Here is a 26,640-nt window from a genome sequence, read left to right as displayed (position 1 = left end):
GGAGGTGTGACGGGGTACGAAGGGGCAGGCGCCCCATCCGCGAAGTCGGGGATGGTTCGAATGCCTTCTTGATCGTGTCGCTGCTAGCGTGCTTGGCTGTGACATCGAACAGGGACCCTTAAGTCGCTTCCTTTAGACGGCCTTTTCGAGCCGTCGCGTTTCTCCCCCCTTGGAGGCCCGCGGCGGCCGCGGGACTGGGGCGGCTCCGGGCAATGCCTGGACCGCCGAGCGGACGGAGAGACGCATGAGCAAGGTTGGCGGCGGCGACAGCAAGAATACTCTTTACTGCTCGTTCTGCGGCAAGAGCCAGCACGAGGTCCGCAAGCTGATTGCGGGACCTACCGTGTTCATCTGCGATGAATGCGTCGAGCTGTGCATGGACATCATCCGAGAGGAGAACAAATCCTCGCTGGTGAAGTCACGCGACGGCATCCCGACCCCGAAGGAAATCTGCAAGGTCCTGGACGATTATGTCATCGGCCAGTTCCATGCCAAGCGCGTCCTCTCGGTGGCGGTGCATAACCACTACAAGCGCCTGAACCACGCAACGAAGCATGCCGGCGACGTCGAGCTGGCCAAGTCCAACATCATGCTGATCGGGCCGACGGGCTCGGGCAAGACGCTGCTCGCGCAGACGCTCGCCCGCATCCTCGACGTGCCCTTCACCATGGCGGACGCGACCACGCTGACCGAAGCGGGCTATGTCGGCGAGGATGTCGAGAACATCATCCTCAAGCTGCTGCAGTCGGCCGACTACAATGTCGAGCGGGCGCAGCGCGGCATCGTCTACATCGACGAGATCGACAAGATCAGCCGCAAGTCCGACAACCCCTCCATCACCCGCGACGTGTCGGGCGAGGGCGTGCAGCAGGCGCTGCTTAAGATCATGGAAGGCACGGTCGCTTCCGTGCCGCCGCAGGGCGGGCGCAAGCATCCCCAGCAGGAATTCCTGCAGGTGGACACGACCAACATCCTGTTCATCTGCGGCGGCGCCTTCGCCGGGCTGGACAAGATCATCTCCTCGCGCGGCAAGGGCACCTCGATCGGCTTCGGCGCCGTCGTCTCCGCCCCTGAGGACCGCAAGCCGGGCGAGGTGTTCCGCGAGGTCGAGCCGGAAGATCTGCTGAAATACGGGCTGATCCCGGAATTCATCGGCCGTCTGCCGGTCATCGCCACGCTGGGCGATCTCGATGAGGTGGCGTTGAAGCAGATCCTCTCCGAACCGAAGAACGCGCTGGTCAAGCAGTACCAGCGCCTGTTCGAGATGGAGAATGTCGAGCTGTCGATCCACGAGGAAGCGCTGGGCGCCATCGCCCGCAAGGCCATCGAGCGCAAGACCGGCGCCCGCGGCCTGCGCTCGATCATGGAAGGCATCCTGCTCGACACGATGTTCGATCTGCCCGGCCTCGAAGGGGTCGAGGAGGTCGTCATCAGCAAGGAGGTCGTCGAGCAGAATGCACGCCCGCTCTACATCTATGCGGACCGTGCCGCCGGCGATGCGGGTGCGAGTGCCTGAGGAACCGGTGGTGGGCAGGGCCGGGCAGCCATGCCCGGCCAGCGGCACGGCCCGCTCCCTTGACGGGGAGCGGGGGCGTCGCCATCTCAGCCTCAACCACCGGTCCTCGACCACATCGACGTGCTCCGCGCGTTCCACGCGATCCCCGCACAGAGATAAACGTTCGCGTTCCGGCCGCATTGCGGCACGGTACCGCCCGACGATGCCCTTCGTCGGGACAAGGCGCCTGCCCTTCACAGAAAGGAAAGAGCCATGACGAGCCCCAAGCCTCGCACCGCGCTCACCCCGGGCGTCCCGCAGACCTTCCCGGTTCTGCCGCTGCGCGACATCGTCGTCTTCCCGCACATGATCGTGCCGCTGTTCGTCGGCCGCGAGAAGTCGATCCGCGCCCTCGAAGAGGTGATGCGCAACGACACCTTCATCCTGCTGGCGACCCAGGAGAACGCCTCCGACGACGATCCGGAGACCAGCGCCATCTACAAGATCGGCACGCTGGCCTCGGTGCTGCAGCTGCTGAAGCTGCCGGACGGCACGGTGAAGGTGCTGGTGGAGGGGATTTCGCGCGCCAAGGTCAACCACTACACCGACCGCACCGATCTCTATGAGGCCGAAGCGTCGGCGCTGGAGGAAGACCTCGGTGCCAAGGTGGAGGCCGAGGCGCTCGGCCGTTCCGTGCTGGCCGAGTTCGACAGCTATGTGAAGCTGAACAAGAAGGTGTCCCCGGAAGTCGTCGGCGTCGTCACCCAGATCGAGGATCACTCGAAGCTGGCCGATACCGTCGCGTCGCATCTCGCGGTGAAGATCCCCGAGAAGCAGGCGGTTCTGGAGATCCTCAAGGTCACCACGCGCCTTGAGAAGGTGCTGTCGCTGATGGAAAGCGAAATCTCGGTCCTTCAGGTCGAGAAGCGCATCCGCACGCGCGTCAAGCGCCAGATGGAGAAGACGCAACGCGAGTACTATCTCAACGAGCAGATGAAGGCGATCCAGAAGGAGCTGGGCGACGGCGAGGACGGGCGTGACGAGCTGGCCGAGCTGGAAGAGCGCATCAAGACCGTCAAGCTCAGCAAGGAAGCCCGCGAAAAGGCGACGCACGAGCTGAAGAAGCTGCGGCAGATGTCGCCGATGTCGGCCGAGGCGACGGTGGTGCGCAACTATCTCGACTGGCTGCTGTCGATCCCATGGGGCAACCGCACCAAGGTGAAGAAGGATCTGCCCTTCGCCCAGAACGTGCTCGACACCGATCATTTCGGCCTCGACAAGGTCAAGGACCGCATCGTCGAGTATCTGGCCGTGCAGAGCCGGCAGAACAAGCTGACGGGTCCGATCCTGTGCCTCGTCGGTCCGCCGGGCGTCGGCAAGACCTCGCTCGCCAAGTCCATCGCCAAGGCGACGGGGCGCGAATATGTGCGCGTCGCGTTGGGCGGCGTGCGTGACGAGGCGGAGATCCGCGGCCACCGCCGGACCTATATCGGCTCCATGCCGGGCAAGATCATCCAGTCCATGCGCAAGGCCAAGAAGGCCAACCCGCTGTTCCTGCTGGACGAGATCGACAAGATGGGCGCGGATTTCCGCGGCGACCCGTCCTCGGCGCTGCTCGAGGTTCTCGACCCCGAGCAGAACCACACCTTCGCCGATCACTATCTGGAGGTCGACTATGACCTCTCGAGTGTGATGTTCGTGACGACGGCGAACACGCTGAACATCCCGCCGGCCCTTCTGGACCGGATGGAGGTGATCCGCATCGCCGGCTACACCGAAGACGAGAAGGTCGAGATCGCCCGCCGCCACCTCATTCCCCAGGCGCTGACCAAGCATGGCCTGCAGCCTAAGGAATGGTCGATCGACGATGAGGCTCTGCTGACGCTGGTGCGCCGCTACACGCGGGAAGCCGGCGTGCGTAACCTGGAGCGTGAGATTTCCAACCTCGCCCGCAAGGCGGTGAAGGATCTGATGCTGACCAAGAAGAAGACGGTCAAGGTCACGCTCAAGCAGCTGGAGGACTATCTCGGCGCGCCGAAATACCGTTATGGCGAGGCCGAGAGCGAGGACCAGGTCGGCGTCGTGACAGGCCTTGCCTGGACCGAGGTCGGCGGCGAGATCCTGACGATCGAAGGCGTCATGATGCCCGGCAAGGGCAAGATGACGGTCACCGGCAACCTGCGCGACGTGATGAAGGAATCGATCTCGGCGGCGGCGTCCTATGTCCGCTCGCGCGCGCTCGATTTCGGCATCGAGCCGCCGCTGTTCGACCGCCGCGACATCCACGTCCATGTTCCCGAGGGGGCGACCCCCAAGGACGGACCGTCCGCCGGCGTCGCCATGGCCACGGTGCTGACCTCGGTGCTGACCGGCATCCCGATCCGTCGTGATGTCGCCATGACCGGCGAGATCACGCTGCGCGGCCGGGTGCTGCCGATCGGCGGCCTAAAGGAGAAGCTGCTGGCGGCCCTGCGGGCCGGCATCAAGAAGGTTCTGATCCCCGAGGAGAACGCCAAGGATCTGGCGGAAATCCCCGACAATGTGAAGAACGCGCTGGAAATCGTGCCGGTGTCGCGGATGGACGAAGTGCTGCAGCACGCCCTCATCCGCCAGCCGGAGGCGATCGTCTGGGAAGAGAAGGTGCTGGCGCCGACCACCGAAGTCGAACCGGTGATCGCGCGCGACGAAGTGGGCGGCCTCGCCGCGCACTGAGCGACCTTCGTCGATACGGATCGAAACGGCGGCACCCCCCGGGTGCCGCCGTTTTCATGTCTGGCCCCGCGCATGCCGCTCATGGGGCGCGCGCGGGCGGGTGAAAAGACCGCAACCGCCCAAATTCAAGGCTGGTAATCTTGCCTCGTTTTGAGGTATTTTGTTACCTGCAATCTTGTCGAAATCGTGTATTTGTGCGGGGTTTGGGGTGCTAGCGCTTGCAATCGCCGCATTTTGGGGAAAGTGTGCCCGCCCGTCGTCGGTGCATGCGACCGACGATTCTTGTGCAATCAAGGGAAGGACCGGTCAAATGACCACGAAGAACGAACTCGTCGCCGCCGTGGCCGAGCAGGCCAAGCTGACGAAGGCCGCTGCTGCGGCCGCGGTCGACGCGACCTTCGACGCCATTGCCGCTTCGCTGAAGGCCGGCGAGGAAGTGAAGCTGATCGGCTTCGGCAGCTTCTCCGTCGTGACCCGCGCCGCGCGCGAAGGCCGCAACCCGCGCACCGGCAATCCGGTCAAGATCGAGGCCTCCAAGGCCCCGAAGTTCACGCCCGGCAAGGGCCTGAAGGAAACCGTCAACGGTTGATCCTTCGTGCTGTGTCGCCGCGCCCTCGTGCCCAAGGGTACGGGATGTGGCGCGGCGCCAGCAGTGCGGGTTCGCCGGTCATCGCGACCGGCGAACCGCTGCAGTCCCGGGGGCAGGGCGCCCGGGACTTTCGGATGCCGTGCCGCGCTGCCGCCTTCGGCAGATACGCGTTCCGGTCTTGTCGGGTGCTGCGGCACCCGCACCGCCCAGCCGGCAGAACCGAAACCTCGGGACGACGCGGCGGTGGGCAAGAAACGCAGTCGCCGGACCTTGCCGCTGCGTGCCGTCAATGCTTAAAAGCGGCCGGCGTGGATGCCGGGCGGGCGGTTAGCTCAGTTGGTAGAGCATCTCGTTTACACCGAGAGGGTCGGCGGTTCGAGCCCGTCACCGCCCACCAGCGGCAGCCCACTGGATTACGCACCCGCCGTCGCGCCGCAGCCAACGGCCGGCAAAGGCTGGGGTCGGGCATGTGGCGAGGGCATCTGCCTGTGAAACTCATCCTTTTCGATTGTGACGGCACGCTGGTGGACAGCCAGCACGTCATCGTCGCCGCCATGGGCCGCGCCTTTGCCCGCGCGGCTCTTCCCATGCCGCCGCGCGAGGCGGTGTTGGGCATCGTCGGCCTGTCGCTGGTCGAGGCGATGCAGCAGCTCGGCGAGGGCGCGCCGGGCTTTCCGGCGGAGCGGCTGGCCGATCTCTATCGCGAGGCGTTCCGCGAGCTGCGCACCGAGCCGGACTTCCATGAGCCGATGTATCCCGGCATGCGTCCGCTGATCGACACGCTTTCTGCGCGCGACGACGTGCTGCTCGGCATCGCCACCGGCAAGTCGCAGCGCGGCGTGGCGGCGGTGCTCGGCCATCACGGGCTGCAAGGGCGCTTCGCCACCATCCAGACGGCGGACGACGCGCCCTCCAAGCCGCACCCGGCGATGGTGCTGCAGGCCATGGCGGCGACCGGCGCCGAACCGATGGACACGGTCCTCATCGGCGACACCAGCTTCGACATGGTGATGGCCCGCGCCGCCGGCGCCCGCGCCATTGGCGTGACCTGGGGCTACCATGCGCGGGACCTGCTGCAGCAGTCCGGCGCCGAACGATTGGTATCGGATGCGGACGATTTGCTGCGGGCGATCGACGCGATGTGGGAGCAGGTATCGTGAGTGACCCGACACCCGAGACCCCGCCCGCGCCGCCCCTGCGGCCCGGCTTCACCGAGCGCAAGCCGCTGCCCAAGCGCTTCTACAAGGAGGCCGCCGCCGCGCCGGGCGAGGGCGGCCTGTTCCGCATCGAGTTGGACGGACGCCCGGTGCGCACGCCCGGGCGCAACCTCGTCGCCGTGGCGAGCGCCACGCTGGCCGAGGCGCTGGCGCAGGAGTGGCGCGCACAGGCCGACTTCATCGATCCCATGGCGATGCCGATGACCCGCCTCGCCAATTCCGCCATCGACGGCGTGGCGCCGGCCATGGCCGAGGTCGGCGACGAGATCGTGCGCTACGCCGGCAGCGATCTGCTCTGCTACCGGGTCGATACGCCCGCCCAACTCGTGGCCCTGCATGCGGAACTCTGGGACCCGTTGCTGGAATGGGCGCGCGGGCGCTTCGGTGCCACCTTCATGCTGAGCGAAGGCGTGGTGCATGTGGCACAGCCGCCCCGCACGCTGGAACTCATCGCCGCTGCCTTGCCGGACGATCCGCTGCGCATGGCGGCGCTGAACCTCATGACCACGCTCAGCGGTTCCGCCCTTCTCGCGCTCGCCGTGGCGCATGGCCGCCTGTCGCCGGAAGAGGCGTGGCGCGCGGCGCATGCGGACGAGGAGGTGCAGGAGCACCTCTGGGGCATCGACGGCGAAGCGCTGGAGCGCCGGGTGACGCGCTACCGCGACTTCGAGGCCGCCGCGCGTTTCTTCACCCTGCTGGCGGACTGACCCGCCGCGTCACGCCGCCGGGCGCAGCAGGTTCAGCGTGGCGAGGGCGATCATCCGCTCCTCATCGGTCGGAATGACCAGAACGTGCGGGCCGGGGCCGTCGGCGTCGATCCAGGTCTCGCTGGCGTCATTGGCGGCCGCGTCGAGCGTCACTCCCAACAAACCGAGGCGCGCGCAGATGCGGGCGCGGATTTCCGGCGCATGCTCGCCTATGCCGGCGGTGAAGACGAGCGCGTCGAGCCCGCCCAGCGTCACCGCCAGCCGGGCGACTTCCTGCGCGACATGCAGGGCGAAATAGTCCACCGCCAGCGCGGCCGCGGGTTGGTCGCTCGCCAGCAATTCGCGCATGTCGCTGCTGAGGCCGGAAAGCCCCTTGAGCCCGCTGTCATGGTAGAGCATCCGGCCGACCTCGGCCGCGCTCATGCCCTTCTGCTCGATGAGATGCAGCACCACGCCGGGGTCGAGCGCGCCGCAGCGCGTGCCCATGGGCAGCCCGTCCAGCGCGGTGAAGCTCATGGTCGAATCCAGGCTGCGCCCGTCCAGCAGGCCGCAGGCCGAGGCCCCCGAGCCGAGATGGCAGATGACCACGCGCCCGCGCGCCAGTTTCGGCGCCAATTCGCGTAGCGCGCCCGAGACATATTCATAGGACAGGCCGTGAAAGCCGTAGCGGCGCACGCCGTCATCATAGAGGGCATTCGGCAGGGCGAAGCGGTCGGCCACCTCCGGGTGGCCGCGATGGAAGGCAGTGTCGAAGCAGGCGACCTGCGGCAGGTCCGGCCGGCGTTCGCGTATCACGCGGATCGGGTCGAGATTGGTGAGCTGGTGCAGGGGCGCCAGCGGAATGAAGCTCTCCAGCGTGCGCAGCACCTCGTCGGTGACCCGCTCGGGGTGGTCGTAATGCGGTCCTCCATGCACGACCCGGTGGCCGACGCCGATCAGCTCGACATCGGCCATATGCGGGGCCACCCATTCGCTGATCGCATGCTGGGCCTGCGAGGGCCTGGCGATCTCGTCCGGCGGGAAGCTGCGGTCGACAAGCACCGCGCCGGCCTCGTCCGTGGCGTGGAGGCGCGGGCGCGTGCCGATGCCGTCCACCGCGCCGCCGAGCAGCAGGGCGACGTCCCGCCCGGCCAGCCGGTACAGCTTGAACTTGATGCTGGACGAGCCGGCATTGATGACGAAGATCGCCTCGGTCATTCGATCAGCCTCCCAATCCCGGCTGGCGCAGGCGCGCCTGCGCGTAGAGCACCGCCACCGCACAGGAGGCGAGGCGGGTTTTCAGCGTGTCGGCGCGGCTGGTCAGGATGACCGGCACGCGCGCCCCCAGCACGATGCCGGCCGCATCGGCACCGGCCATGAAGGTGAGGTTCTTGGCCAGCATGTTGCCGGCCTCAAGGTCCGGCGCCACCAGGATCTGCGCCCGGCCGGCGACGGGCGAGACGATGCCCTTGATGCGCGCGGCTTCCGGCGAAATGGCGTTGTCCAGCGCCAGCGGCCCGTCGAGGTCACCGCCGGTGATCTGGCCGCGATCGGCCATCTTGCACAGGGCGGCAGCCTCGATGGTGCTGGGAATCGAGGTGGTGACCGTCTCGACCGCCGAGAGGATGGCAACGCGCGGCCGCCCCAGCCCGAGGCCGACATGCAGGTCGATGGCGTTCTGGACGATATCGCGCTTGGCATCGAGGTCGGGAAAGATGTTCACGGCGGCGTCGGTGATGAAGAGCGGCTCGGCATAGCGCGGCACGTCCATGATGAAGACATGGCTGACGCGCCGCCCGGTGCGCAGGCCGGTGTCGCGGGCGGTGATGGCAGCGAGCACTTCGTCGCTGTGCAGGCTGCCCTTCATCAGCAGGGCGGCACGGCCCTCCCGCACGAGTTCCACCGCCCGTGCGGCCGAGGCGACGCTGTGCGGCGTGTCGACGATCTCGATGCCCGAGAGGTCCAGCCCCTCGGCCTGCGCTACGGCGAGGATGCGGGGACGGGGCCCGACCAGCAGCGGAACGATGAACCCCGCCTTCGCCGCGTCGAGCGCGCCGGCAAGCGAGGCGGCGTCGCAGGGGTGGGCCACGGCGGTTGCCATGGGCGCGAGCCCGCTGGCAAGGAGCATCAGATGCTCGTAATTGCCGTGGCCACGAAGTGGGCTGGGCTGGGTAGCCGTGTCCATCTGCTCGACACTCCCTTCGCCGCAGCCTCGGCGGTCTGTCGCGACGTGTCACCGTCGCTGTGACGGCACAACGATGCAACCCGAACAATGGGGCCACCGCCACTGGCGGTGGCCGGAAAGCGTCGCCGCGTTCGGCGTCGACCCCTAGCCCGGACGGTGGGCGACGAGGTCGATTTCCACCAATGCCTCGCGGGCGAGCCCGGTGACACCGACACAGGTGCGGGCCGGGCGCTTCTCGGCGGGGAAATAGGAGGCATAGACCGCGTTCATCGCGGGGTAGTCGCCCTTGAAGTCGGTGAGGTACACCCGCGCCTGCACCACATGCGACAGATCAAGGCCGATGCCGCGCAGCACCAGCACGAGATTGTCCATGACGCGGCGCGTCTGCGCCTCCACGCCCTCGGGAAGCGGGCGCGAATCATCGTCCGGCCAGGTCGGCATCTGGCCGGTGATGAACACCCAGCCATCCGCCTCCACCGCATGGCTGAACGGGGCAACCGGCGTCGGGGCGCCGGTGATCATGTGGAACTGTGCCATGGGTCTGGTCTCCTCGGCTGGGCAAAGCGTGCGGGGACATTCGACCGGCGGCGGGCGAGGCGTCAACACGGTTCGCCGCCGCACCTCGCCTTCGGTGCCCCCGGGCTGGAATTCGGCAGCGGACAGGCCGACAATGTCGCAACCTCCACGGCCGTGCTTCCGCACGGCCCAACCGCGCACGGCCGGCCGAACGTCGAGTGACCAGCATGAATCATAGCCCCTCCGCCCCCCGCCTCCTGCGCGAGCCTTTCGGCCGGCTGGCCGACGGAACGACGATCGAACGGTTCCGGCTGCTGGGCGGGGGAGGCTTCGAGGTGGCGGTGCTCACCCTCGGCGCGACGGTGCAGACGCTGCGCGTGCCGGACCGCCACGGGCATGCCGCCGACATCGTGCTGGGCCACGACACGCCGGCCCCCTATGTGAGCGAGCCGCGCTTCTTCGGCGCGACGGTCGGGCGCTACGCCAACCGCATCGCGGGCGGGGAGTTCGTGCTCGACGGCGTCACGTATCGCGTGCCTGCCAATGATGGCGACCACGCCTTGCATGGCGGGCCGGAGGGCTTCGACCGGCGGGTGTGGAGCGTAGTGGAGGCGACGGACGGCGTGGCGCCCTCGCTGCAGCTCGCCCTCGTCAGCCCGGACGGCGACCAGGGCTTCCCTGGTACGCTTTCCGCGCGCGTGACCTACACCGTGAGCGGAGAGAGCGAGCTCGCCATCGCCTTCGAGGCCACGACCGACCGGGCGACGCTCGTCAACCTGACGCATCACGGCTATTTCAACCTCGGCGGGGTTGAGCAGGGCGGCGACGTGCTGGACCATCTGCTGACCATCCACGCCGACGACTATCTGCCGGTGAACGCGCAGGCGATTCCGCTTGGCGGGCCCGCGAGCGTCGATGGCACGCCGTTCGATTTCTGCACGCCCCGCGCCATCGGCGCCCGCATCCGGCAGGCGCATGAGCAGCTTCGGCGCGGGCGCGGCTACGACCATAATTACTGTCTCGACGGCGGCCGCACCGCGCGTCCACGCCTTGCCGCGCGCGTCGAGCACCCGCGCTCCGGCCGGGTGATGGAGCTGCTCACCGACCAGCCGGGGCTGCAATTCTATTCCGGTAATTTTCTCGACGGCACGGCGGTCGGCAAACATGGCCGGCTCTACCGGCAGTCCGACGCGTTCTGCCTCGAACCGCAGACTTGGCCGGACGCGCCGCACCGGCCGGATTATCCCTCCGCCCGGCTCGATCCCGGGGAGACCTACCGGCACGTCTCGGTCTACCGCTTCTCCGCTCGCTAGCTCGGCTCAGCCGAGATAGCGCCGGGCGAGATGGGCCTTGAACACGCCGGCGTCGAGCGGGCGGCCGGTGGCGCGGGTCAGCAGCTCGTCCGTGTCGAGCAGCGCGCCCTGCCCATGCACATGCAGCCGCAGCCAGCCGACCAGCGGCGCGAAATCCCCGCGCGCGATGCCGGGCAGGGTGTCCGGTTCGGCCCGGCAGGCGGCGTCGAAGAGCTGGGCGGCGGCGATGGCGCCGAGCGTGTAGGTGGGGAAATAACCCCAGCCGCCGCTCGGCCAGTGAATGTCCTGCAGGCAGCCCAGCCGGTCATTGGGCGGCATGGTGCCGAGAAGCTCCTTCATGCCGGCATTCCACGCGGCGGGGAGTTCGCCCAGCGGCATCGTGTCGGCGATGAGCGCCTTTTCCAGCCGGTAGCGCAGGATGACGTGGGCGGGATAGGTCACCTCGTCGGCATCGACGCGGATGAAGCCGCGCTCGACGCGGGTGTAGCGGCGCCACAGCGCCTGCGCCTCCCAGTCCGGGCCGTCGGCGCCGAAGGTCTCGCGCATCAGCGGCGCCGCATAGCTGAGGAATTCGCGCGAGCGGCAGGCCTGCATCTCCATCAGCAGCGATTGGCTTTCGTGCAGCACCATGCCGCGCGCCTGCCCCACCGGCTGGTTCATATAGGCGGCGGGGCGTCCCTGTTCGTAGAGGGCGTGGCCGGTCTCGTGGATCACCCCCATCAGCGCCTTGCCGAAATCCGCCTCGTCATAGCGGGTGGTGATGCGCACGTCGTTGTCGGCCCCGCCGCAGAAAGGGTGGGTGGAGACATCGAGCCGCCCGCGCGAAAAATCATAGCCGAGCGCGCCCATGATGGTCTGGCCGAGCCGGCGCTGGGCCTCGATAGGGAAAGGTCCTTGCAGCGACTCGGGGGCGGGGCGGCGGGCTTGCGCGGCCAGCGCCTCTTCGGTGAAGCCGGGCAGGAAGGCGGCGAGGTCGTCGAACAGCGCGTCGATCCGCGCCGAGCGGCCGCCGGGCTCATAGTCGTTCAGCAGCGCGTCATAGGGCGAGAGGCCGAGCCGCTCGCCCTTGGCGGTGCCGGCCTCGCGCTGCAGATGCAGCACCTCGGCAAGATAAGGCTGCAGGCCGCGAAAATCTGAATCTTCCCGCGCCTGCCGCCATGCCATCTCGCAGGCGGAGACGGCCTTGCTGGAGGCTTCGACCAGATCGGCGGGCAGGGCGGTCTGGGCGGTCCAGACCCTTCTGATCTCTCGCAGATTCGCCCGCTCCCACATGCCGAGGGTGGCATCGGCGTCGGAGGAATCCAGCCAGTCGCCGATGCGCGCATCGGCTGCCATCTCATGCTGCAGCACCCGCAGCAGCGCGAGGCTCTCGGCACGACTGGCGGCGGCGCCCTTGGGCATCATCGTGTCGCTGTCCCATTGCAGGATGCCGATGGCGTTGGACATCGCGGCGATGCGGCCGAAATGGGCGGCGAGGGAGGCATAGGCGGACATGGGAAGTCTCCGGCGGGTGACGGCGGTGCCGCTCTCCAGCCTCTTCTAGCTGAGGTGCCAATCGGGCGGAACAGCGCTGGCGCCGGCCACGGCGCCCGCAAGCCCCACCGCGCCCACGATGATCGCCATCTGCTCGAAGGAGCCGGCGAGCGGGTTGGTTCGGCGCCAGACCATGCCGATGGTTCGCGAGGGGCGCGGCGCCGCCAGCCGCGCCACCGAGACGGCGGCGGAGCGGGTCTCGATGGCCACCGCCATCTGCGGGATGAGCGTGACGCCGATGCCGGCGCCGACCATCTGCACCAGCGTGGTCAGCGAACTGCCCTCCATCATGTCGCGCGACAGGGGCAGCGAGAGATTGCAGAAGGAGAGGGCCTGTTCGCGAAAGCAGTGGCCTTCCTGCAGCAGAAGCAGCCGCATGGTGCGCAGTGTCTCCGAATTGGGCACCGGCAGCGCCGCCTCGTGCAGCGGACGCACCAGGACGAACTCCTCCTCGAACAGGGCATGCTCGGTCAGCGAGGGTTCCGACACCGGCAGGGCGACAATGGCGGTGTCGAGCCGACCCTCGACCAGGTCGTCCACCAGCCGTTGCGTCACCGCCTCGCGTGGGCGCAGGTCGAGATCCGGAAAGCGCTCGACCAGACGCTGCATCACCGCGGGCAGCAGATAGGGCGCGACGGTGGGGATGACGCCGATGCGCAGCCGGCCGGCGAGGGGGCTGTGCGATGCCCGGGCGAGGTCTTCCAGTTCATCGACCGCCTGCAGGATGCCGCGCGCCCTTGCGGCGAATTCCTCGCCGAGCCGGGTGAGCCGGATCTGCCGCGTGCCGCGCTCCACCAGTGGGGCGCCAAGCGTTTCCTCCAGCTCCTTGATCTGGAGCGAGAGGGCAGGCTGGGAGATCGAACAGGCCTCGGCGGCCCGGCCGAAATGTCCGTGATGCGCGAGCGCCTCGAAATAGCGCAGATGCCGCATGGAGATGCTTATCATTAGAATTTCATATCGGACCAATTAGAAAATGCAAATTTTCATTATGCCTAGCGTACGATAAGACCTCTTCCAATTCCAAACGCCTCTCGTGCCGGCCAGTGCCCGGGGGGAGCGCCGGCGAATCTTCACTGCCGGCATGCCATCACGATTGGAGACTGCAATGGACGACATCACGAACAGGCCGGCCGGCAAATGCCCGGTCATGCATGGCGCCATCACGGAAGTCGGGACGTCGAACATGGATTGGTGGCCGAAGGCCCTCAATCTCGACATTCTCAGCCAGCACGATACCAAGACCAACCCGCTCGGCGAGGATTTCAGCTATCGCGAGCAGGTGAAGACGCTGGATTTCGAGGCGCTCAAGGCCGACATGCGGGCCCTGATGACCGAGAGCCAGGAGTGGTGGCCGGCGGACTGGGGTCACTATGGCGGGCTGATGATCCGCCTGTCCTGGCACGCGGCCGGCTCCTACCGCTTGGCTGACGGGCGCGGCGGCGGCGGCACCGGCGACCAGCGCTTCGCCCCGCTCAATTCCTGGCCGGACAATGTGAGCCTCGACAAGGCCCGCCGCCTGTTGTGGCCGATCAAGAAGAAGTACGGCAACAAGGTCAGCTGGGCCGATCTCATCGTGCTCGCCGGCACCATCGCCTATGAGACGATGGGCCTGAAGACCTTCGGCTTCGGCTTCGGCCGCGCGGATGTGTGGCACCCGTCAAAGGACACCTATTGGGGTTCCGAGCGCGAGTGGCTGGCGCCGAGCGACAACCGCTACACCGACGTCAACGTGCCCTCGACGATGGAAAACCCGCTCGCCGCCGTGCAGATGGGCCTCATCTATGTCAACCCGGAAGGCGTGAACGGCCACCCGGACCCGCTGAAGACAGCCGCGCAGGTGCGCGAGACCTTCGCCCGCATGGCGATGAACGATGAAGAGACGGCGGCGCTGACCGCCGGCGGCCACACGGTGGGCAAGACCCACGGCAATGGCGACGCCAAGGCGCTGGGCCCCAACCCCGAAGCCGCCGCGCTGGAAGACCAGGGCATGGGCTGGTCCAACCCGAACCAGAATGGCCTCGCCAGCCGAGCCGTCACCTCCGGGCTCGAGGGCGCCTGGACCACCCATCCGACGCAGTTCGACATGGGCTTCTTCGACATGCTGTTCGGCCATGAATGGGAACTGCGCAAGAGCCCGGCCGGCGCCTTCCAGTGGGAGCCGATCGACATCAAGGAAGAGGACAAGCCGCTCGACGCCAGCGACCCCTCTGTCCGCCACAACCCGATGATGACCGACGCCGACATGGCGATGAAGGTGGACCCGATCTACAACGCGATCTGCCAGAAGTTCATGGCCGATCCCGAGTACTTCAAGGACACCTTCGCCCGCGCCTGGTTCAAGCTGACCCACCGCGACATGGGCCCGAAGGTTCGCTACATCGGCCCGGACGTGCCGGCCGAGGACCTGATCTGGCAGGACCCGGTGCCCGCCGGCGCCACCGATTACGACGTGACGGCGGTGAAGGCCAAGCTCATCAACAGCGGCCTCACCATCAGCGAGCTGGTCAGCACCGCCTGGGACAGCGCCCGCACCTATCGCGGCTCCGACATGCGCGGCGGCGCCAATGGCGCGCGCATTCGCCTTGCCCCGCAGAAGGACTGGGAAGGCAATGAGCCGGCCCGTCTCGCCAAGGTGCTGGGCGTGCTGGAGGGCATCGCCGCCCAGACTGGCGCCAGCCTCGCCGATGTCATCGTGCTTGGTGGCAATGTCGGCATCGAACTGGCGGCCAAGGCGGCCGGCCATGATGTGACCGTGCCGTTTGCGCCGGGCCGGGGCGATGCCACCGACGCGCAGACCGACGCGGATTCGTTCGGCGTGCTGGAGCCGCTGCATGACGGCTACCGCAACTGGGTGAAGAAGGACTATGTCGTCACCCCCGAGGAGATGCTGCTCGATCGCACCCAGCTCATGGGCCTCACCGCGCCGGAGATGACCGTGCTGGTCGGCGGCCTGCGCGTGTTGGGCACCAATCATGGTGGCAGCAAGCATGGCGTGTTCACCGCCCGCGAAGGCGCGCTGACCAATGACTTCTTCGTCAACCTGACCGACATGGCCAATAGCTGGAAGTCGGTGGGTGAGGGGGTCTACGAGCTGCGCGACCGCAAGACCGGCGTGGCGAAGTGGACCGCCACCCGCGCCGACCTCGTCTTCGGCTCCAACTCGGTGCTGCGCGCCTATGCCGAGGTCTATGCCCAGGACGACGCGCAGGAGAAGTTCCTCCGCGATTTCGTCGCCGCCTGGACCAAGGTGATGAACGCCGACCGCTTCGACCTCGTCGACTGAGGCCGATATCCACATCCAAGCGCCCCGCTGCCGAAAGGTGGCGGGGCGTTTTCGTATTTGCGGCACCGTGACAAGCCCGTTGCCTAATCCGTCGCGGGCTCTAAACCCTTGGGAGGGGACGGCCGCGCCTGGCGTCCGCGTCCCCATCAGGGGGCACGCGCATGACGGATCCTGTGCTTGTTGTCGGGGCCGGCCCGGTCGGGCTGACGGCGGCTCTCGAACTTTCCCGCTACGGGGTGCCGGTGCGGGTGGTCGACGCGATGACCGAGCGGGCGACCACGTCGCGCGCGGTGGCAATCTGGCCGCGCACGCTGGAACTGCTGGAGCGCGCCGGCGGCGGGCTTTCCGCCGAACTCGTCTCCCGCGGCAATAAGGTGACGTTCGGCAATATCCTCGCCGGCCGCTCGCCGCTGGCGCGGGTTGCGCTGAGCGATGTCGAAACGCCTTATCCCTTCGTGCTCATGCTGCCGCAAAGCGAGACCGAAACGGTCCTTCTGGAGCACCTGGACGCACGTGGCGTCCGCCCGGAACTGGGCGTGGCGCTGGATGATTTCGTGGAGGACGGCGAGGACGTCGCCGTCACGCTGCGCCATGCCGACGGCCGCGAGGAGACGGCGCGCTATGGCGCACTGGTGGCCTGCGACGGCGCCCACAGCCCGGTGCGCCACCGGCTCGGCCTTTCCTTCGAAGGCGACACGCTGGCCAGCGACTGGGCGCAGGGTGACTTTCACCTCTCCGGCATGCCGTTTCCGGTGAACGAGTTCGCCACCTGCCTGCACGAGGACGGCCCGGCCGTGCTGTTTCCGCTCGCCCCGGGGCGCTACCGCGTCATCGTCGGCCTTGGGCCCTCCACCGCCGAGGCGCCCTCTGTGCCCACCATGGCGGAGTTCCAGGCGCTGCTGGACCGGCGCGGCCCCGGCGGCATCGTGCTGCAGGACACGATCTGGACCACCTCGTTCCGCATCAATGAACGGCAGGTGGAGCGCTACCGGGTGGGGCGCGTCTTCCTCGCCGGCGATGCCGCCCATGTCCACAGCCCGGCGGGCGGGCAGGGCATGAACACCGGCATGCAGGACGCGATCAACCTCGCCTGGAAGCTCACTCTGGTGCTGCGCGGTCTGGCGACCTCGCCGTTTCTGCTCGACAGCTACGACCGGGAGCGCCGGGCCGTGGGGGCGGAGGTGATCGCCACCTCCGGGCGACTGACCCGCATGGCCACGTTGAAAAACCCGGTCGCCCGGCACATCCGCAACGCCGTGATGCATTTCGTGCTCGGGCTCGCGCCGGTGCAGCATGCGCTGGAAGGAGCGCTGACCGAGACGGCGATCCATTATGCCGACAGCCCGCTCAACGGCGTCTCCTGGGAGGCCGGTCCACGGGCCGGCGCGCGCATGCTGCCGGTTGAGGGCGAGCCCGCCTATGGCGCGGGCGACACGCCGCGCTTCACGCTGCGCGCGGGTGCCACGGCCGGCCCGCCGCCGGCGGACCTGCCGGGCAGGCTGGTCGATGCGGTGGTGCGGCCCAACAAGGTGGCGGGCGGCATCGAGCTGATCCGGCCGGACGGCTATCTCGCCATGGCGGTGGCCGGGGGAGAGTGGGAGCGCATCGCCGACTATCTCAGGCGCCTTGTAGCCGCGTGATCACGGGGGATCCGATGAGCGTGTCTTTCCTGCATTCGCGTGGCGATGAGCCGCCAATCGGCATTCCCGCCATCGGCCTCGAGCTCATGGTCCGCCTGCCGCCGTCCGCGAGTGGCGGGGCGTTCTGCTTCATCGAGACGATCAACGCCCCCGGCGCCGGCCCGCCGCGCCACCGCCACCGCGAGGCGGAGATTTTTCGCGTGATCGAGGGGCGCTACCTCTACGAAGTGGACGGGCGACGCTTCTACGCGCAGGCCGGCGACGTGGTGAGCATTCCCGGCGGCGCGGCGCATGGCTTCGTCAACGTCACCGACGCGCCGGCGCGCCAGTACATCCTCATGTCCCCGGCGCTGGACGCGGTGGCCTTCTTCACCGAGCTCGCTGGCGTGATGCAGGGCGGCCTTCCCGACACGGCCGCGCTGAATGCCTTCGGACAAAAGTGGCAGGTTGAGTTCCTCGGGCCGCCATTGCGCGCCACGGAGGGTCCGACCCTGCAGGAGCCGCCCGAGAACGCAGCGAAACCCACGTAATTCGGGGTTGAAGCGATGAGAACATATTGCGAACATCGAACAAACGGGGTACAAGTGCGGCAACCTTAGCCACATCCCCCTTTTCCCTTGCGTACAGCCCGGAGCCCGGCAATGACTCAGTCGACACTGCGACTCGTTGAAGGATCTTCCATGGACAAGTCCAAGGCGCTTGACGCCGCCCTTACCCAGATCGAGCGCCATTTCGGCAAGGGCTCGATCATGCGCCTGGGTAAGAACGACAAGATCATGGAGATCGAGACGGTCTCCACGGGCTCGCTCGGGCTCGATATCGCGCTCGGCATCGGCGGCCTGCCGCGCGGCCGCGTGGTGGAAATCTTCGGGCCGGAATCCTCGGGCAAGACCACCCTGGCCCTGCACACCATCGCCGAGGCGCAGAAGAAGGGCGGCGTGTGCGCCTTCATCGACGCCGAGCACGCGCTGGACCCGATCTATGCCCGCAAGCTGGGCGTCGACCTCGACAATCTCCTCATCTCTCAGCCGGATGCCGGCGAGCAGGCGCTGGAGATTGCCGACACGCTGGTGCGTTCCGGCGCGGTGGACGTGCTGGTGGTGGATTCGGTGGCGGCCCTCACGCCGCGCGCCGAACTCGATGGCGAGATGGGCGACAACCAGCCCGGCATGCAGGCGCGCCTGATGAGCCAGGCGCTGCGCAAGCTCACCGCCTCGATCAACCGCTCGCACACCATGGTGATCTTCATCAACCAGATCCGCATGAAGATCGGCGTGATGTATGGCAGCCCCGAAACCACGACGGGCGGCAACGCGCTGAAGTTCTATGCGTCGGTCCGGCTCGACATCCGCCGCATCGGCGCCATCAAGGAGCGCGAAGAGGTCGTGGGCAACCAGACCCGCGTGAAGGTGGTGAAGAACAAGCTGGCACCGCCCTTCAAGCAGGTCGAGTTCGACATCATGTATGGCGAGGGCGTCTCCAAGATAGGCGAGCTCATCGACCTCGGCGTGAAGGCCGGCGTGGTGGAGAAGTCGGGCGCCTGGTTCTCCTATGACAGCCAGCGGCTCGGGCAGGGACGCGAGAACGCCAAGTCGTTCCTGCGCCAGCATCCGGAGATCGCCGGCCGCATCGAGGCGACGATCCGCCAGAATGCCGGTCTCATCGCCGAGCAGATCCTCGCCGGCGGCGATGGCGGCGAAGACGGCGACGGCGAGGAGTGAGCGCCGGTCGTTCTTCGTTCTTCGTTCTAGGTCCGCCGGTCCCCGCAAGGACCGGCGTTCGCCGAGCCGTCTTCGCTCGGGTGGAGGCGCTGGCGCGCTGTGCCGGGCGGCGCGGCGAAGACTCTGCCCTGCGGGGCGTGTGTCGGTGAAGACGGCATCCGGGTGCTTTCTGGACAAGGTGTTGACGCGTCGTTAGAACCGTTGCGCCCGCGCCGGATGGTGCGGGCCGGCGCTCCTGTGGCGCCGGCATCTTCATCGGCGGATCCGGGTTCATGAGCGGCGTTAACGAGATACGTGCGACTTTCCTCGACTATTTTGCCCGCAACGGGCATCAGGTGGTCGAATCCTCCCCGCTCGTCCCGCGCAATGACCCGACATTGATGTTTACCAATGCCGGGATGGTGCAGTTCAAGAACGTCTTCACCGGAATCGAGAAGCGGCCCTATTCGCGGGCGGCCACCTCGCAGAAGTGCGTGCGCGCCGGCGGGAAGCACAATGATCTCGACAATGTCGGCTACACGGCGCGGCATCACACCTTCTTCGAGATGCTCGGCAATTTCTCCTTCGGCGACTATTTCAAGGAGAACGCCATCGAGTTCGCGTGGAATCTGATTACCCGCGAGTTCGAGTTGCCGGTCGACAAGCTGCTGGTCACTGTCTACCACGAGGATGACGAGGCCTTCGGGCTGTGGAAGCGCATCGCCGGGCTGCATGATTCCCGGATCATCCGCATCGCGACCTCCGACAATTTCTGGCAGATGGGCGATACCGGCCCCTGCGGCCCCTGCTCGGAAATCTTCTTCGACCACGGTCCGCACATCGCCGGCGGCCCCCCCGGTTCCGCCGACGAGGATGGCGACCGCTTCATCGAGATCTGGAATCTCGTCTTCATGCAGTTCGAGCAGCTGCCAGGCGGCGAGCGCGTTCACCTGCCGCGCCCGTCCATCGACACCGGCATGGGCCTCGAGCGCATTTCCGCCGTGCTCCAGGGCACGCACGACAATTACGAAATTGACCTCATGCGGGCGCTGACCGGCGCCGTCGAGGAACTCACCGACGTCCCGGCCAACGGTCCGCAGAAGGCGAGCCATCGGGTCATTGCCGACCATTTGCGCGCCGCCACCTTCCTTGTGGCGGACGGCGTGCTGCCGTCGAATGAGGGGCGGGGCTATGTGCTGCGCCGCATCATGCGCCGCGCGATGCGCCATGCTCAGCTGCTCGGTGCCCGCGACCCGCTGATGCACCGCCTCGTGCCGATCCTGGTGCGGGAGATGGGCCGCGCCTATCCCGAGATCGTGCGCGCCGAGGCGCTGGTGTCGGAGACGCTGCGGCTGGAAGAGAGCCGGTTCCGCAAGACGCTGGAGCGGGGGCTATCCATCCTCGAGACCGAGAGCGAGGGCCTCGGCGCGGGCTCCAAATTCTCCGGCGAGACCGCCTTCAAGCTCTACGACACCTATGGCTTTCCGCTCGACCTCACCGAGGACGCGCTGCGGGCGCGCGGCGTCGGCGTCGATGTCGATGCGTTCAACACGGCAATGGAGCGCCAGCGCGCAGACGCCCGCGCCTCCTGGTCGGGCTCCGGCGAGGCCGCGACGGATGCGGTGTGGTTTTCGGTGCGCGAAGAGGCCGGGGCGAGCGAGTTCCTCGGCTACGGGACGCAGAGCGCCGAAGGCACAGTGACCGCGCTGGTGGCCGATGGCCGGCGGATTTCCGCATTGCCCGCCGGCGCCACCGGTCTGGTGGTGCTCAACCAGACGCCGTTCTATGGCGAATCCGGCGGCCAGGTCGGCGATACCGGCGTGCTGACGGGGGAGGACGGCCTGCGCGCCCGTGTCATCGGCACGCAGAAGAAGCTCGGCGATCTGCTTGTGCATGAAGTGGAGGTCGAGAGCGGCACGCTTTCCGTCGGCACGGCGCTTGCGCTGACCGTGGATGCCGACCGGCGCCAGGCGATCGGCGCCAATCATTCGGCCACGCACCTTTTGCACGAGGCGCTGCGCCGCGTGCTCGGCGACCATGTCGCGCAGAAGGGCTCGCTGGTCGCGCCCGACCGCCTGCGCTTCGACTTCTCCCACCCCAAGCCGGTGTCCGAGGCGGAACTGCGTGAGGTGGAGGACCTTGCCAACCGCATCGTGCTGCGCAACGAGCCGGTCGTCACCCGGCTGATGGCGGTGGACGACGCGATTGCTTCGGGCGCGCGCGCCCTGTTCGGCGAGAAATACGGCGAGGAGGTTCGCGTCGTCACCATGGGCACCGACCCCGGCAATTGCGCGCCCTATTCGGTCGAGCTGTGCGGCGGCACGCATGTGGAGCGCACGGGCGACATCGGGCTGATCAGCCTGGTCGGCGAGAGCGCGGTCGGCGCGGGTGTGCGTCGACTCGAGGCGATGACGGGCGATGTGGCCCGCCACGCGCTGACCGCGGATCGCCACGCCTTGCAGGCGGCGGCCGGTCTGCTCAAGGCACCGGTTGGCGAGGTGGAGACGCGCATCGCCCAGCTTGTCGAGGAGCGGCGCAAGCTGGAGCGCGAACTCGGCGACGCCAGGCGCAAGCTGGCGATTGGCGGCGGTGCCGGGGTCGAGGAGCCCACCCGTACGGTCGGTGACGTGAAGCTGCTGGCACGCGAAGTGGCGGGCATCGACCTCAAGGACCTCAAGAGCCTGGTCGACGAGGGCAAGAAGCGCATCGTCTCGGGCGTGGTCGCCATTGTCGGCGTCACCGAGGAAGGGCGCGCGGGGCTCGTCGTCGGGGTGACCGAGGATCTCACCGGGCGCTTCGACGCGGTGGCGCTGGTGCGGCGTGGGGCGGAGGCGCTCGGCGGCAAGGGCGGCGGCGGCCGGCCGGACATGGCGCAGGCCGGCGGCCCGGACGGGTCGCGGGCGGGCGAGGCGCTGGCGGCCATTGAGAGCGCGCTGGCCGGCTGAACGTCCCGAGGGACGAGGGAGTGGCCGCGCATGGCAGCGCACAAGCGCGAGATCAGCTGGCTGGCGGCGTCCGCATGGCGTCGCCGGCGTCGGCGCTGCTATGAGATATTAGAGCGTGACGCGGCGCATGATCGGATCTCCGAACGGGTCGATCTCGCCCTGATCGTTCTGATCGTGCTCAATGTGATCGCCGCCGTACTGGAGACGGTGCCCAGCCTCTATCTGCGCGACTACGTCGCCTTCCTTGCCTTCGAGAGGCTGTCGCTCGTCGTCTTCGCCGTGGAATACGCGCTGCGTGTCTGGGTCGCGCGGGAAAATCCGCGCTATCGCGGCCTGTCGCCTTTAAGGGCGCGGCTGCGCTATGCCCGCACGCCGGTGGCGATCATCGACCTCATCGCCTGGCTGCCCTTCGTGATATCGGCGCTGTTCGGCGTCAATCTGGTAACGCTGGCGATCCTGCGGCTGCTGCGTTTCATCAAGCTGGTGCGGTACTCGCCGGGGATGCAGTCGCTGATCGAAGTGCTGCACCGCGAGCAGCAGTCGCTCATGGCCTGCTTCTGGCTGCTGGCCGCCGCGGTTTTGATTGCCGCCTCGGCGATGTATGTCGCGGAAGGGCACATCCAGCCCGAGCATCTCGGCTCGATACCCGCCGCCATGTGGTGGGCCATGGCGACGATCACCACGGTCGGCTACGGCGACGTCTATCCCCTGACGGTGGCCGGGCGGGTGATCGCCAGCCTGACCATGATCACCGGCATCGTGATGATCGCGCTGCCGGTGGGCATCATCGCCACCTCCTTTGTCGACGTGATCAAGCGGCGTGATTTCGTCATCACCTGGGGCATGGTGGCGCGCGTGCCGCTTTTTGCGGACCTTGACGCGACCGGTATCGGCGAGATCCACAAGATGCTGTCGGCCCATACGGCGCAGGCCGGCGACGTGATCACCCGTCGCGGCGACGTGGCGCGTTCGATGTATTTCATCGCCTCGGGCGAGGTCGAGCTCGAATTCGCCGACGGCCTGCATATGCTGGGCGAGGGGCAGTTCTTCGGCGAAATGGCGCTGCTGCAGTCGGCCCGCCGGGCGGCGACGGCGCGGGCGCGCACGCGCTGCATGCTGCTGATGCTGGCGGCCGACGACCTGGCGGACGTGATCCGGCGCCACCCGTCGATAGGCGAGCGCGTGCGCGCCATGGCGCCTGACGAGGAGGGGCCGCAGGCCATGCGGCGCAGCGGTGACATTGCCGGGGACGAGCTGCGTAGCAAGCCGGACGACGCCGCGTCGTAGCTACGGCAGCCGTGCAGGGCAGGCGGAAAGGCGTGGGGCGTAGAGCCGCCGGGCAGGAAGGCTTGCCTCCGGCGCGCGAATTGGATCGAGAAGAAGCCGGCGTTCGGGGCGCGCGGACGCGCCCCGAAGCATTTTTGGCGTTAAGAGGCCGGACCGATCAGGCCAGCGCTTTGCTGAGGTTCTCCGACACCTTGTCGAGGAAGCCGGTTGTGGAGAGCCACTTCTGGTCGGCGCCGACGAGCAGGGCGAGGTCCTTGGTCATGTAGCCGCTCTCGACGGTGTCGACGCACACCTTTTCCAGCGTGGCGCAGAAGGCGGCGAGCTCGGCATTGTCGTCCAGCTTGGCGCGATGGGCGAGGCCGCGAGTCCAGGCGAAGATCGAGGCGATGGAGTTGGTCGAGGTCTCCTTGCCCTTCTGGTGCTCGCGATAATGGCGCGTCACCGTACCATGGGCGGCTTCGGCCTCCACGGTCTTGCCGTCCGGCGTCATCAGCACCGAGGTCATCAGGCCGAGCGAGCCGAAGCCCTGCGCCACGATGTCGGACTGCACGTCGCCATCATAGTTCTTGCAGGCCCAGACATAGCCGCCGGACCATTTCAGCGCCGAGGCCACCATGTCGTCGATCAGCCGGTGCTCGTACCAGATTTTGTTCTTCTCAAATTCGGCCTTGAACTCGGCTTCGTAGATCTCCTGGAAGATCTGGCGGAAGCGGCCATCGTACTGCTTGAGGATGGTGTCCTTGGTGGAGAGGTAGACCGGGTATTTGCGCATCAGGCCGTAATTCAGCGAGGCGCGGGCGAACTCGGCGATCGACTCGTCGATATTGTACATCGACAGCGCCACGCCGGCGCCGGGGTATTTGTAGACTTCGTGCTCGATCACCTGGCCGTCGTCGCCGACGAACTTGATGGTGAGCGTGCCCTTGCCGGGGACCAGGAAATCGGTGGCGCGGTACTGGTCGCCAAAGGCGTGGCGGCCGACGATGATCGGCTGGGTCCAGCCCGGCACGAGGCGCGGCACGTTCTTGCAGATGATCGGCTCGCGGAAGATGACGCCGCCGAGGATGTTGCGGATCGTGCCGTTGGGCGAGCGCCACATCTTCTTGAGGTTGTATTCGGTCATGCGGCCGGCATCGGGGGTGATGGTGGCGCATTTCACGCCGACGCCCACGCGCTTGATGGCCTCGGCGGCGTCGATGGTGACCTGGTCGGCGGTCGCGTCACGGTTCTCGACGCCGAGGTCGTAATACTCGAGCGGCACGTCGAGATAGGGATGGATCAGCTTGTCCTTGATGTACTGCCAGATGATCCGGGTCATCTCGTCGCCGTCGAGCTCGACGACCGGGTTCGCAACCTTGATCTTCGCCATGAAATGTCACCTCGCACGGAAATCGTTTTCGGAGGGGTCGCAGCGCATGTCCGCGCGGGCAGACGCCGGATGCGCGGGTGATACCGCGCTGTGCCGCACAGGGAAAGCAGATAGCAGGCCAATTTTCGGCGAAAGCGGGCGCGCGAGCCAATTCTCCACCAATCCGGCGTTGGCATTTGGTATGCCGTGGGGCGGATACGCCGAGGCGGAGTCACGCCGCCGCTTCGCAAGTCCCGTCTGCCCTTGTATAGAAGCGCCATCCCCGAGAAGCGATTGAACGAGGAAGCGCGATGTCCGGTGCCGGCACCGACAGCACAAAACCCTGGCCGACCGGTGGACCGGTGGTGATTCTGGTCGAGCCGCAGCTCGGCGAGAACATCGGCTCGGCGGTGCGCGCCATGGGCAATTTCGGCCTGTCGCGCCTGCGCATCGTCAATCCGCGCGAGGGCTGGCCGAACCCGAAGGCGGTGACCTTCGCCTCCGGTGCCGACATCATTCTCGACAATGCCGAGATCTTTCCCGATCTGCGGGCGGCGCTGGCCGACCTCAATTTCGTTGCCGCCGCCACCGCGCGCGAACGCGGCATGCAGAAATCGGTGATGGGCGCGGACGCCGTCGCCGTCGAGGCAGTCGCGCGCATCGGGGCGGGCGAGAATGTGGGCCTGGTGTTCGGGCGCGAGCGCACGGGGCTCTACACGGAAGAAGTGTCGCTCGCCGATGTCATCCTCACCTTGCCGGTGAACCCTGGCTTTGCCTCGCTCAATCTCGGCATGGCGGTGGCGGTCGTCGCCTATGAATGGTTCAAGCTCGCCTCGGGCGGCGCGCTGCCCTTCCAGCAGCCGGACCGCTACCCCATCGCCGACAAGGCGGACCTCCTGGCTTTTTTCGACCATGTCGAGCACGAGCTCGAAGACGCGCTGTTCTTCCGCTCGCCGCAGAAGAAGCCGGTCACCATCCGCAACATCCGCAACATCTTCCACCGCGTCGGCCTCACCCGACAGGACATCGCCACCCTGCACGGCATGGTGACGGCGCTGGTCGAGGGCCGTCGCCTGCGCGAGGCACGAACCGCCGCCCGGCTGGAAGGCCGCAACGACCCGGAAACCGGCGAGACGGGCGATTAATTCGACTGCAACGAAGCGTTCACCAAGATGCGCCACAATGATGCCGGGGATGGAGGACATCAGATGCGTATCGAGGCTTCTCCCGTAACCGCTGCCGGCCTGCGCGGCGTGTCGCCACCTGCTTCGTCCACCGGGGCTGTCGCCGTGTCGTCTCTGCCGCCTGCCACCGCCCTGCGTGCGCCGACCATATTGGTGTTCGATTCCGGCCTCGGCGGGCTCTCCGTGTTCCGGGAACTGGCGCGCGCCCGGCCGGATGCACGCTTCATCTACGCCGCCGACGACGCCGCCTTTCCCTATGGCGCGCTCAGCGAGGAGGCTCTCGTCGCCCGGGTGATGGCGGTGATGGAGCACCTGATCGCCCGCACCGCGCCGGATGCCGTGGTCATTTCCTGCAACACCGCCTCGACGCTGGTGCTGCCGCCGCTGCGGGCGCGCTTTCCGATTCCCTTTGTCGGTACGGTGCCGGCCATCAAGCCGGCCTGCGAGAGTTCGCTGACGCGGCAGGTGAGCGTGCTGGCCACCCCCGGCACGGTGAAGCGCGACTACACGCAGAAGCTGATCCAGGATTTCGCCGGCGACTGCCGTGTTACGCTGGTCGGCTCCACCCGCCTCGCACCGCTGGCCGAGGCGGCGATGCGGGGCGAGGAGGTCAGCGATGCGGACATCGCCGCCGAAATCGCGCCGGCTTTCGTCCGCGAGGGCCGGGCGCGCACCGACACGGTGGTGCTCGCCTGCACGCATTACCCACTGCTTCTGGACCGCCTGCAGAAGGTGGCACCGTGGCCGGTGCGCTGGCTCGACCCGGCCCCGGCGATCGCCCGGCGGCTTTCCTCGCTCATCGGCCCCGTCGCCTTTGCGGCGAGCCCGGCGCCGATGCGGCTGTTCTCCACCGGACGGCCGCTCGATCCCGCCTTGATCGAGCGAATCGGCGGGCGTCGCACCCGCGCCAGCGAGATCGTGGCGATGGACGCGCCCGCGCCCGCGTGATCCACTCCCGTTGAGGGGACGCCTTGCCCGTGCCGTGAATCCCTGCCCAACATGCCGCT

At 67.6% G+C, this 26,640-nt stretch carries 20 protein-coding genes and 1 tRNA gene; 15 read left to right on the top strand and 6 right to left on the bottom strand.

Annotated features, from left to right (window positions below):
- The first annotated feature begins 244 nt into the window (after positions 1–244).
- The 6 genes from clpX to ACQY76_RS20520 all read left to right on the top strand — a co-directional run bounded on the left by clpX (position 245) and on the right by ACQY76_RS20520 (position 6,720).
- The gene (clpX, locus tag ACQY76_RS20545) at positions 245–1,516 is read left to right on the top strand and encodes an ATP-dependent Clp protease ATP-binding subunit ClpX (RefSeq protein ID WP_428030537.1); all 1,272 of its coding nucleotides are present in this window, start codon (positions 245–247) and stop codon (positions 1,514–1,516) included.
- A gap of 252 nt (positions 1,517–1,768) precedes the next feature.
- Entirely contained in the window at positions 1,769–4,207 is a 2,439-nt protein-coding gene (lon, locus tag ACQY76_RS20540; protein ID WP_428030536.1) for an endopeptidase La, read from the top strand.
- A 310-nt stretch (positions 4,208–4,517) separates the two neighbouring features.
- Positions 4,518–4,796: an HU family DNA-binding protein gene (locus ACQY76_RS20535; RefSeq protein WP_018386927.1), complete on the top strand. Its 279-nt coding sequence runs from the start codon at positions 4,518–4,520 to the stop codon at positions 4,794–4,796.
- Positions 4,797–5,117: 321 nt separating this feature from the next.
- Positions 5,118–5,193 (top strand) — tRNA-Val (locus ACQY76_RS20530).
- A 91-nt stretch (positions 5,194–5,284) separates the two neighbouring features.
- On the top strand, positions 5,285–5,956 hold the full coding sequence (locus ACQY76_RS20525) for an HAD-IA family hydrolase (protein ID WP_428030535.1): 672 nt from the start codon (positions 5,285–5,287) through the stop codon (positions 5,954–5,956).
- The gene (locus ACQY76_RS20520; protein ID WP_428030534.1) at positions 5,953–6,720 is read left to right on the top strand and encodes an ATP12 family chaperone protein; all 768 of its coding nucleotides are present in this window, start codon (positions 5,953–5,955) and stop codon (positions 6,718–6,720) included. The genes ACQY76_RS20525 and ACQY76_RS20520 overlap by 4 nt, the downstream gene beginning before the upstream one ends.
- 9 nt (positions 6,721–6,729) lie before the next feature.
- Here ACQY76_RS20520 and ACQY76_RS20515 read toward each other — a convergent pair whose 3' ends face one another.
- The 3 genes from ACQY76_RS20515 to ACQY76_RS20505 all read right to left on the bottom strand — a co-directional run bounded on the left by ACQY76_RS20515 (position 6,730) and on the right by ACQY76_RS20505 (position 9,406).
- Entirely contained in the window at positions 6,730–7,917 is a 1,188-nt protein-coding gene (locus ACQY76_RS20515; RefSeq protein WP_428030533.1) for an acetate/propionate family kinase, read from the bottom strand.
- A 4-nt stretch (positions 7,918–7,921) separates the two neighbouring features.
- A complete protein-coding gene (locus ACQY76_RS20510; RefSeq protein WP_428030532.1) occupies positions 7,922–8,884 on the bottom strand; it encodes a phosphate acetyltransferase in 963 nt (320 codons plus the stop codon).
- A 144-nt stretch (positions 8,885–9,028) separates the two neighbouring features.
- A complete protein-coding gene (locus ACQY76_RS20505) occupies positions 9,029–9,406 on the bottom strand; it encodes a RidA family protein (RefSeq protein ID WP_428033072.1) in 378 nt (125 codons plus the stop codon).
- A gap of 221 nt (positions 9,407–9,627) precedes the next feature.
- Here ACQY76_RS20505 and ACQY76_RS20500 point away from each other — a divergent pair, with 221 nt between their 5' ends.
- Positions 9,628–10,713, top strand: a complete 1,086-nt coding sequence (locus ACQY76_RS20500) for an aldose epimerase family protein (RefSeq protein WP_428030531.1) — start codon at positions 9,628–9,630, stop codon at positions 10,711–10,713.
- 6 nt (positions 10,714–10,719) lie between these two features.
- On the opposite strand, the gene ACQY76_RS20495 is transcribed toward ACQY76_RS20500, so the two are convergent.
- Positions 10,720–12,207 carry a carboxypeptidase M32 gene (locus ACQY76_RS20495; protein ID WP_428030530.1) on the bottom strand — a complete coding sequence of 496 codons (1,488 nt, stop codon included), beginning with the start codon at positions 12,205–12,207 and terminating at the stop codon, positions 10,720–10,722.
- A gap of 45 nt (positions 12,208–12,252) precedes the next feature.
- Complete coding sequence (locus ACQY76_RS20490; RefSeq protein WP_428030529.1) at positions 12,253–13,191, bottom strand: hydrogen peroxide-inducible genes activator; 939 nt, start codon at positions 13,189–13,191, stop codon at positions 12,253–12,255.
- Positions 13,192–13,351: 160 nt separating this feature from the next.
- On the opposite strand from ACQY76_RS20490, the gene katG reads away from it, so the two are divergent.
- The 6 genes from katG to ACQY76_RS20460 all read left to right on the top strand — a co-directional run bounded on the left by katG (position 13,352) and on the right by ACQY76_RS20460 (position 23,101).
- Positions 13,352–15,529, top strand: coding sequence for a catalase/peroxidase HPI (gene katG, locus ACQY76_RS20485; RefSeq protein WP_428030528.1), 2,178 nt, complete (start codon positions 13,352–13,354; stop codon positions 15,527–15,529).
- 161 nt (positions 15,530–15,690) lie between these two features.
- Entirely contained in the window at positions 15,691–17,169 is a 1,479-nt protein-coding gene (locus ACQY76_RS20480; protein ID WP_428030527.1) for an FAD-dependent monooxygenase, read from the top strand.
- A 14-nt stretch (positions 17,170–17,183) separates the two neighbouring features.
- Positions 17,184–17,699, top strand: a complete 516-nt coding sequence (locus ACQY76_RS20475; RefSeq protein ID WP_428030526.1) for a cupin domain-containing protein — start codon at positions 17,184–17,186, stop codon at positions 17,697–17,699.
- Between the two features lie 111 nt (positions 17,700–17,810).
- Complete coding sequence (gene recA, locus ACQY76_RS20470; RefSeq protein WP_428030525.1) at positions 17,811–18,890, top strand: recombinase RecA; 1,080 nt, start codon at positions 17,811–17,813, stop codon at positions 18,888–18,890.
- 272 nt (positions 18,891–19,162) lie between these two features.
- A complete protein-coding gene (gene alaS / locus ACQY76_RS20465; RefSeq protein ID WP_428030524.1) occupies positions 19,163–21,814 on the top strand; it encodes an alanine--tRNA ligase in 2,652 nt (883 codons plus the stop codon).
- A 30-nt stretch (positions 21,815–21,844) separates the two neighbouring features.
- On the top strand, positions 21,845–23,101 hold the full coding sequence (locus ACQY76_RS20460) for a cyclic nucleotide-gated ion channel (protein WP_428030523.1): 1,257 nt from the start codon (positions 21,845–21,847) through the stop codon (positions 23,099–23,101).
- A gap of 157 nt (positions 23,102–23,258) precedes the next feature.
- Here the strand turns inward: ACQY76_RS20460 and ACQY76_RS20455 are convergent, their stop codons facing one another.
- Complete coding sequence (locus ACQY76_RS20455) at positions 23,259–24,470, bottom strand: NADP-dependent isocitrate dehydrogenase (protein WP_428030522.1); 1,212 nt, start codon at positions 24,468–24,470, stop codon at positions 23,259–23,261.
- 290 nt (positions 24,471–24,760) lie between these two features.
- On the opposite strand from ACQY76_RS20455, the gene ACQY76_RS20450 reads away from it, so the two are divergent.
- Both ACQY76_RS20450 and murI read left to right on the top strand, forming a co-directional pair.
- Positions 24,761–25,594, top strand: coding sequence for an RNA methyltransferase (locus ACQY76_RS20450; RefSeq protein ID WP_428030521.1), 834 nt, complete (start codon positions 24,761–24,763; stop codon positions 25,592–25,594).
- A gap of 144 nt (positions 25,595–25,738) precedes the next feature.
- Entirely contained in the window at positions 25,739–26,581 is an 843-nt protein-coding gene (gene murI, locus ACQY76_RS20445; protein ID WP_428033071.1) for a glutamate racemase, read from the top strand.
- Positions 26,582–26,640 lie beyond the last annotated feature (59 nt).

Origin of the sequence: Ancylobacter sp., assembly GCF_965279025.1 — a bacterium.
GTDB lineage: Bacteria > Pseudomonadota > Alphaproteobacteria > Rhizobiales > Xanthobacteraceae > Ancylobacter.
This window is presented reverse-complemented; position numbering and strand designations above follow the sequence as displayed.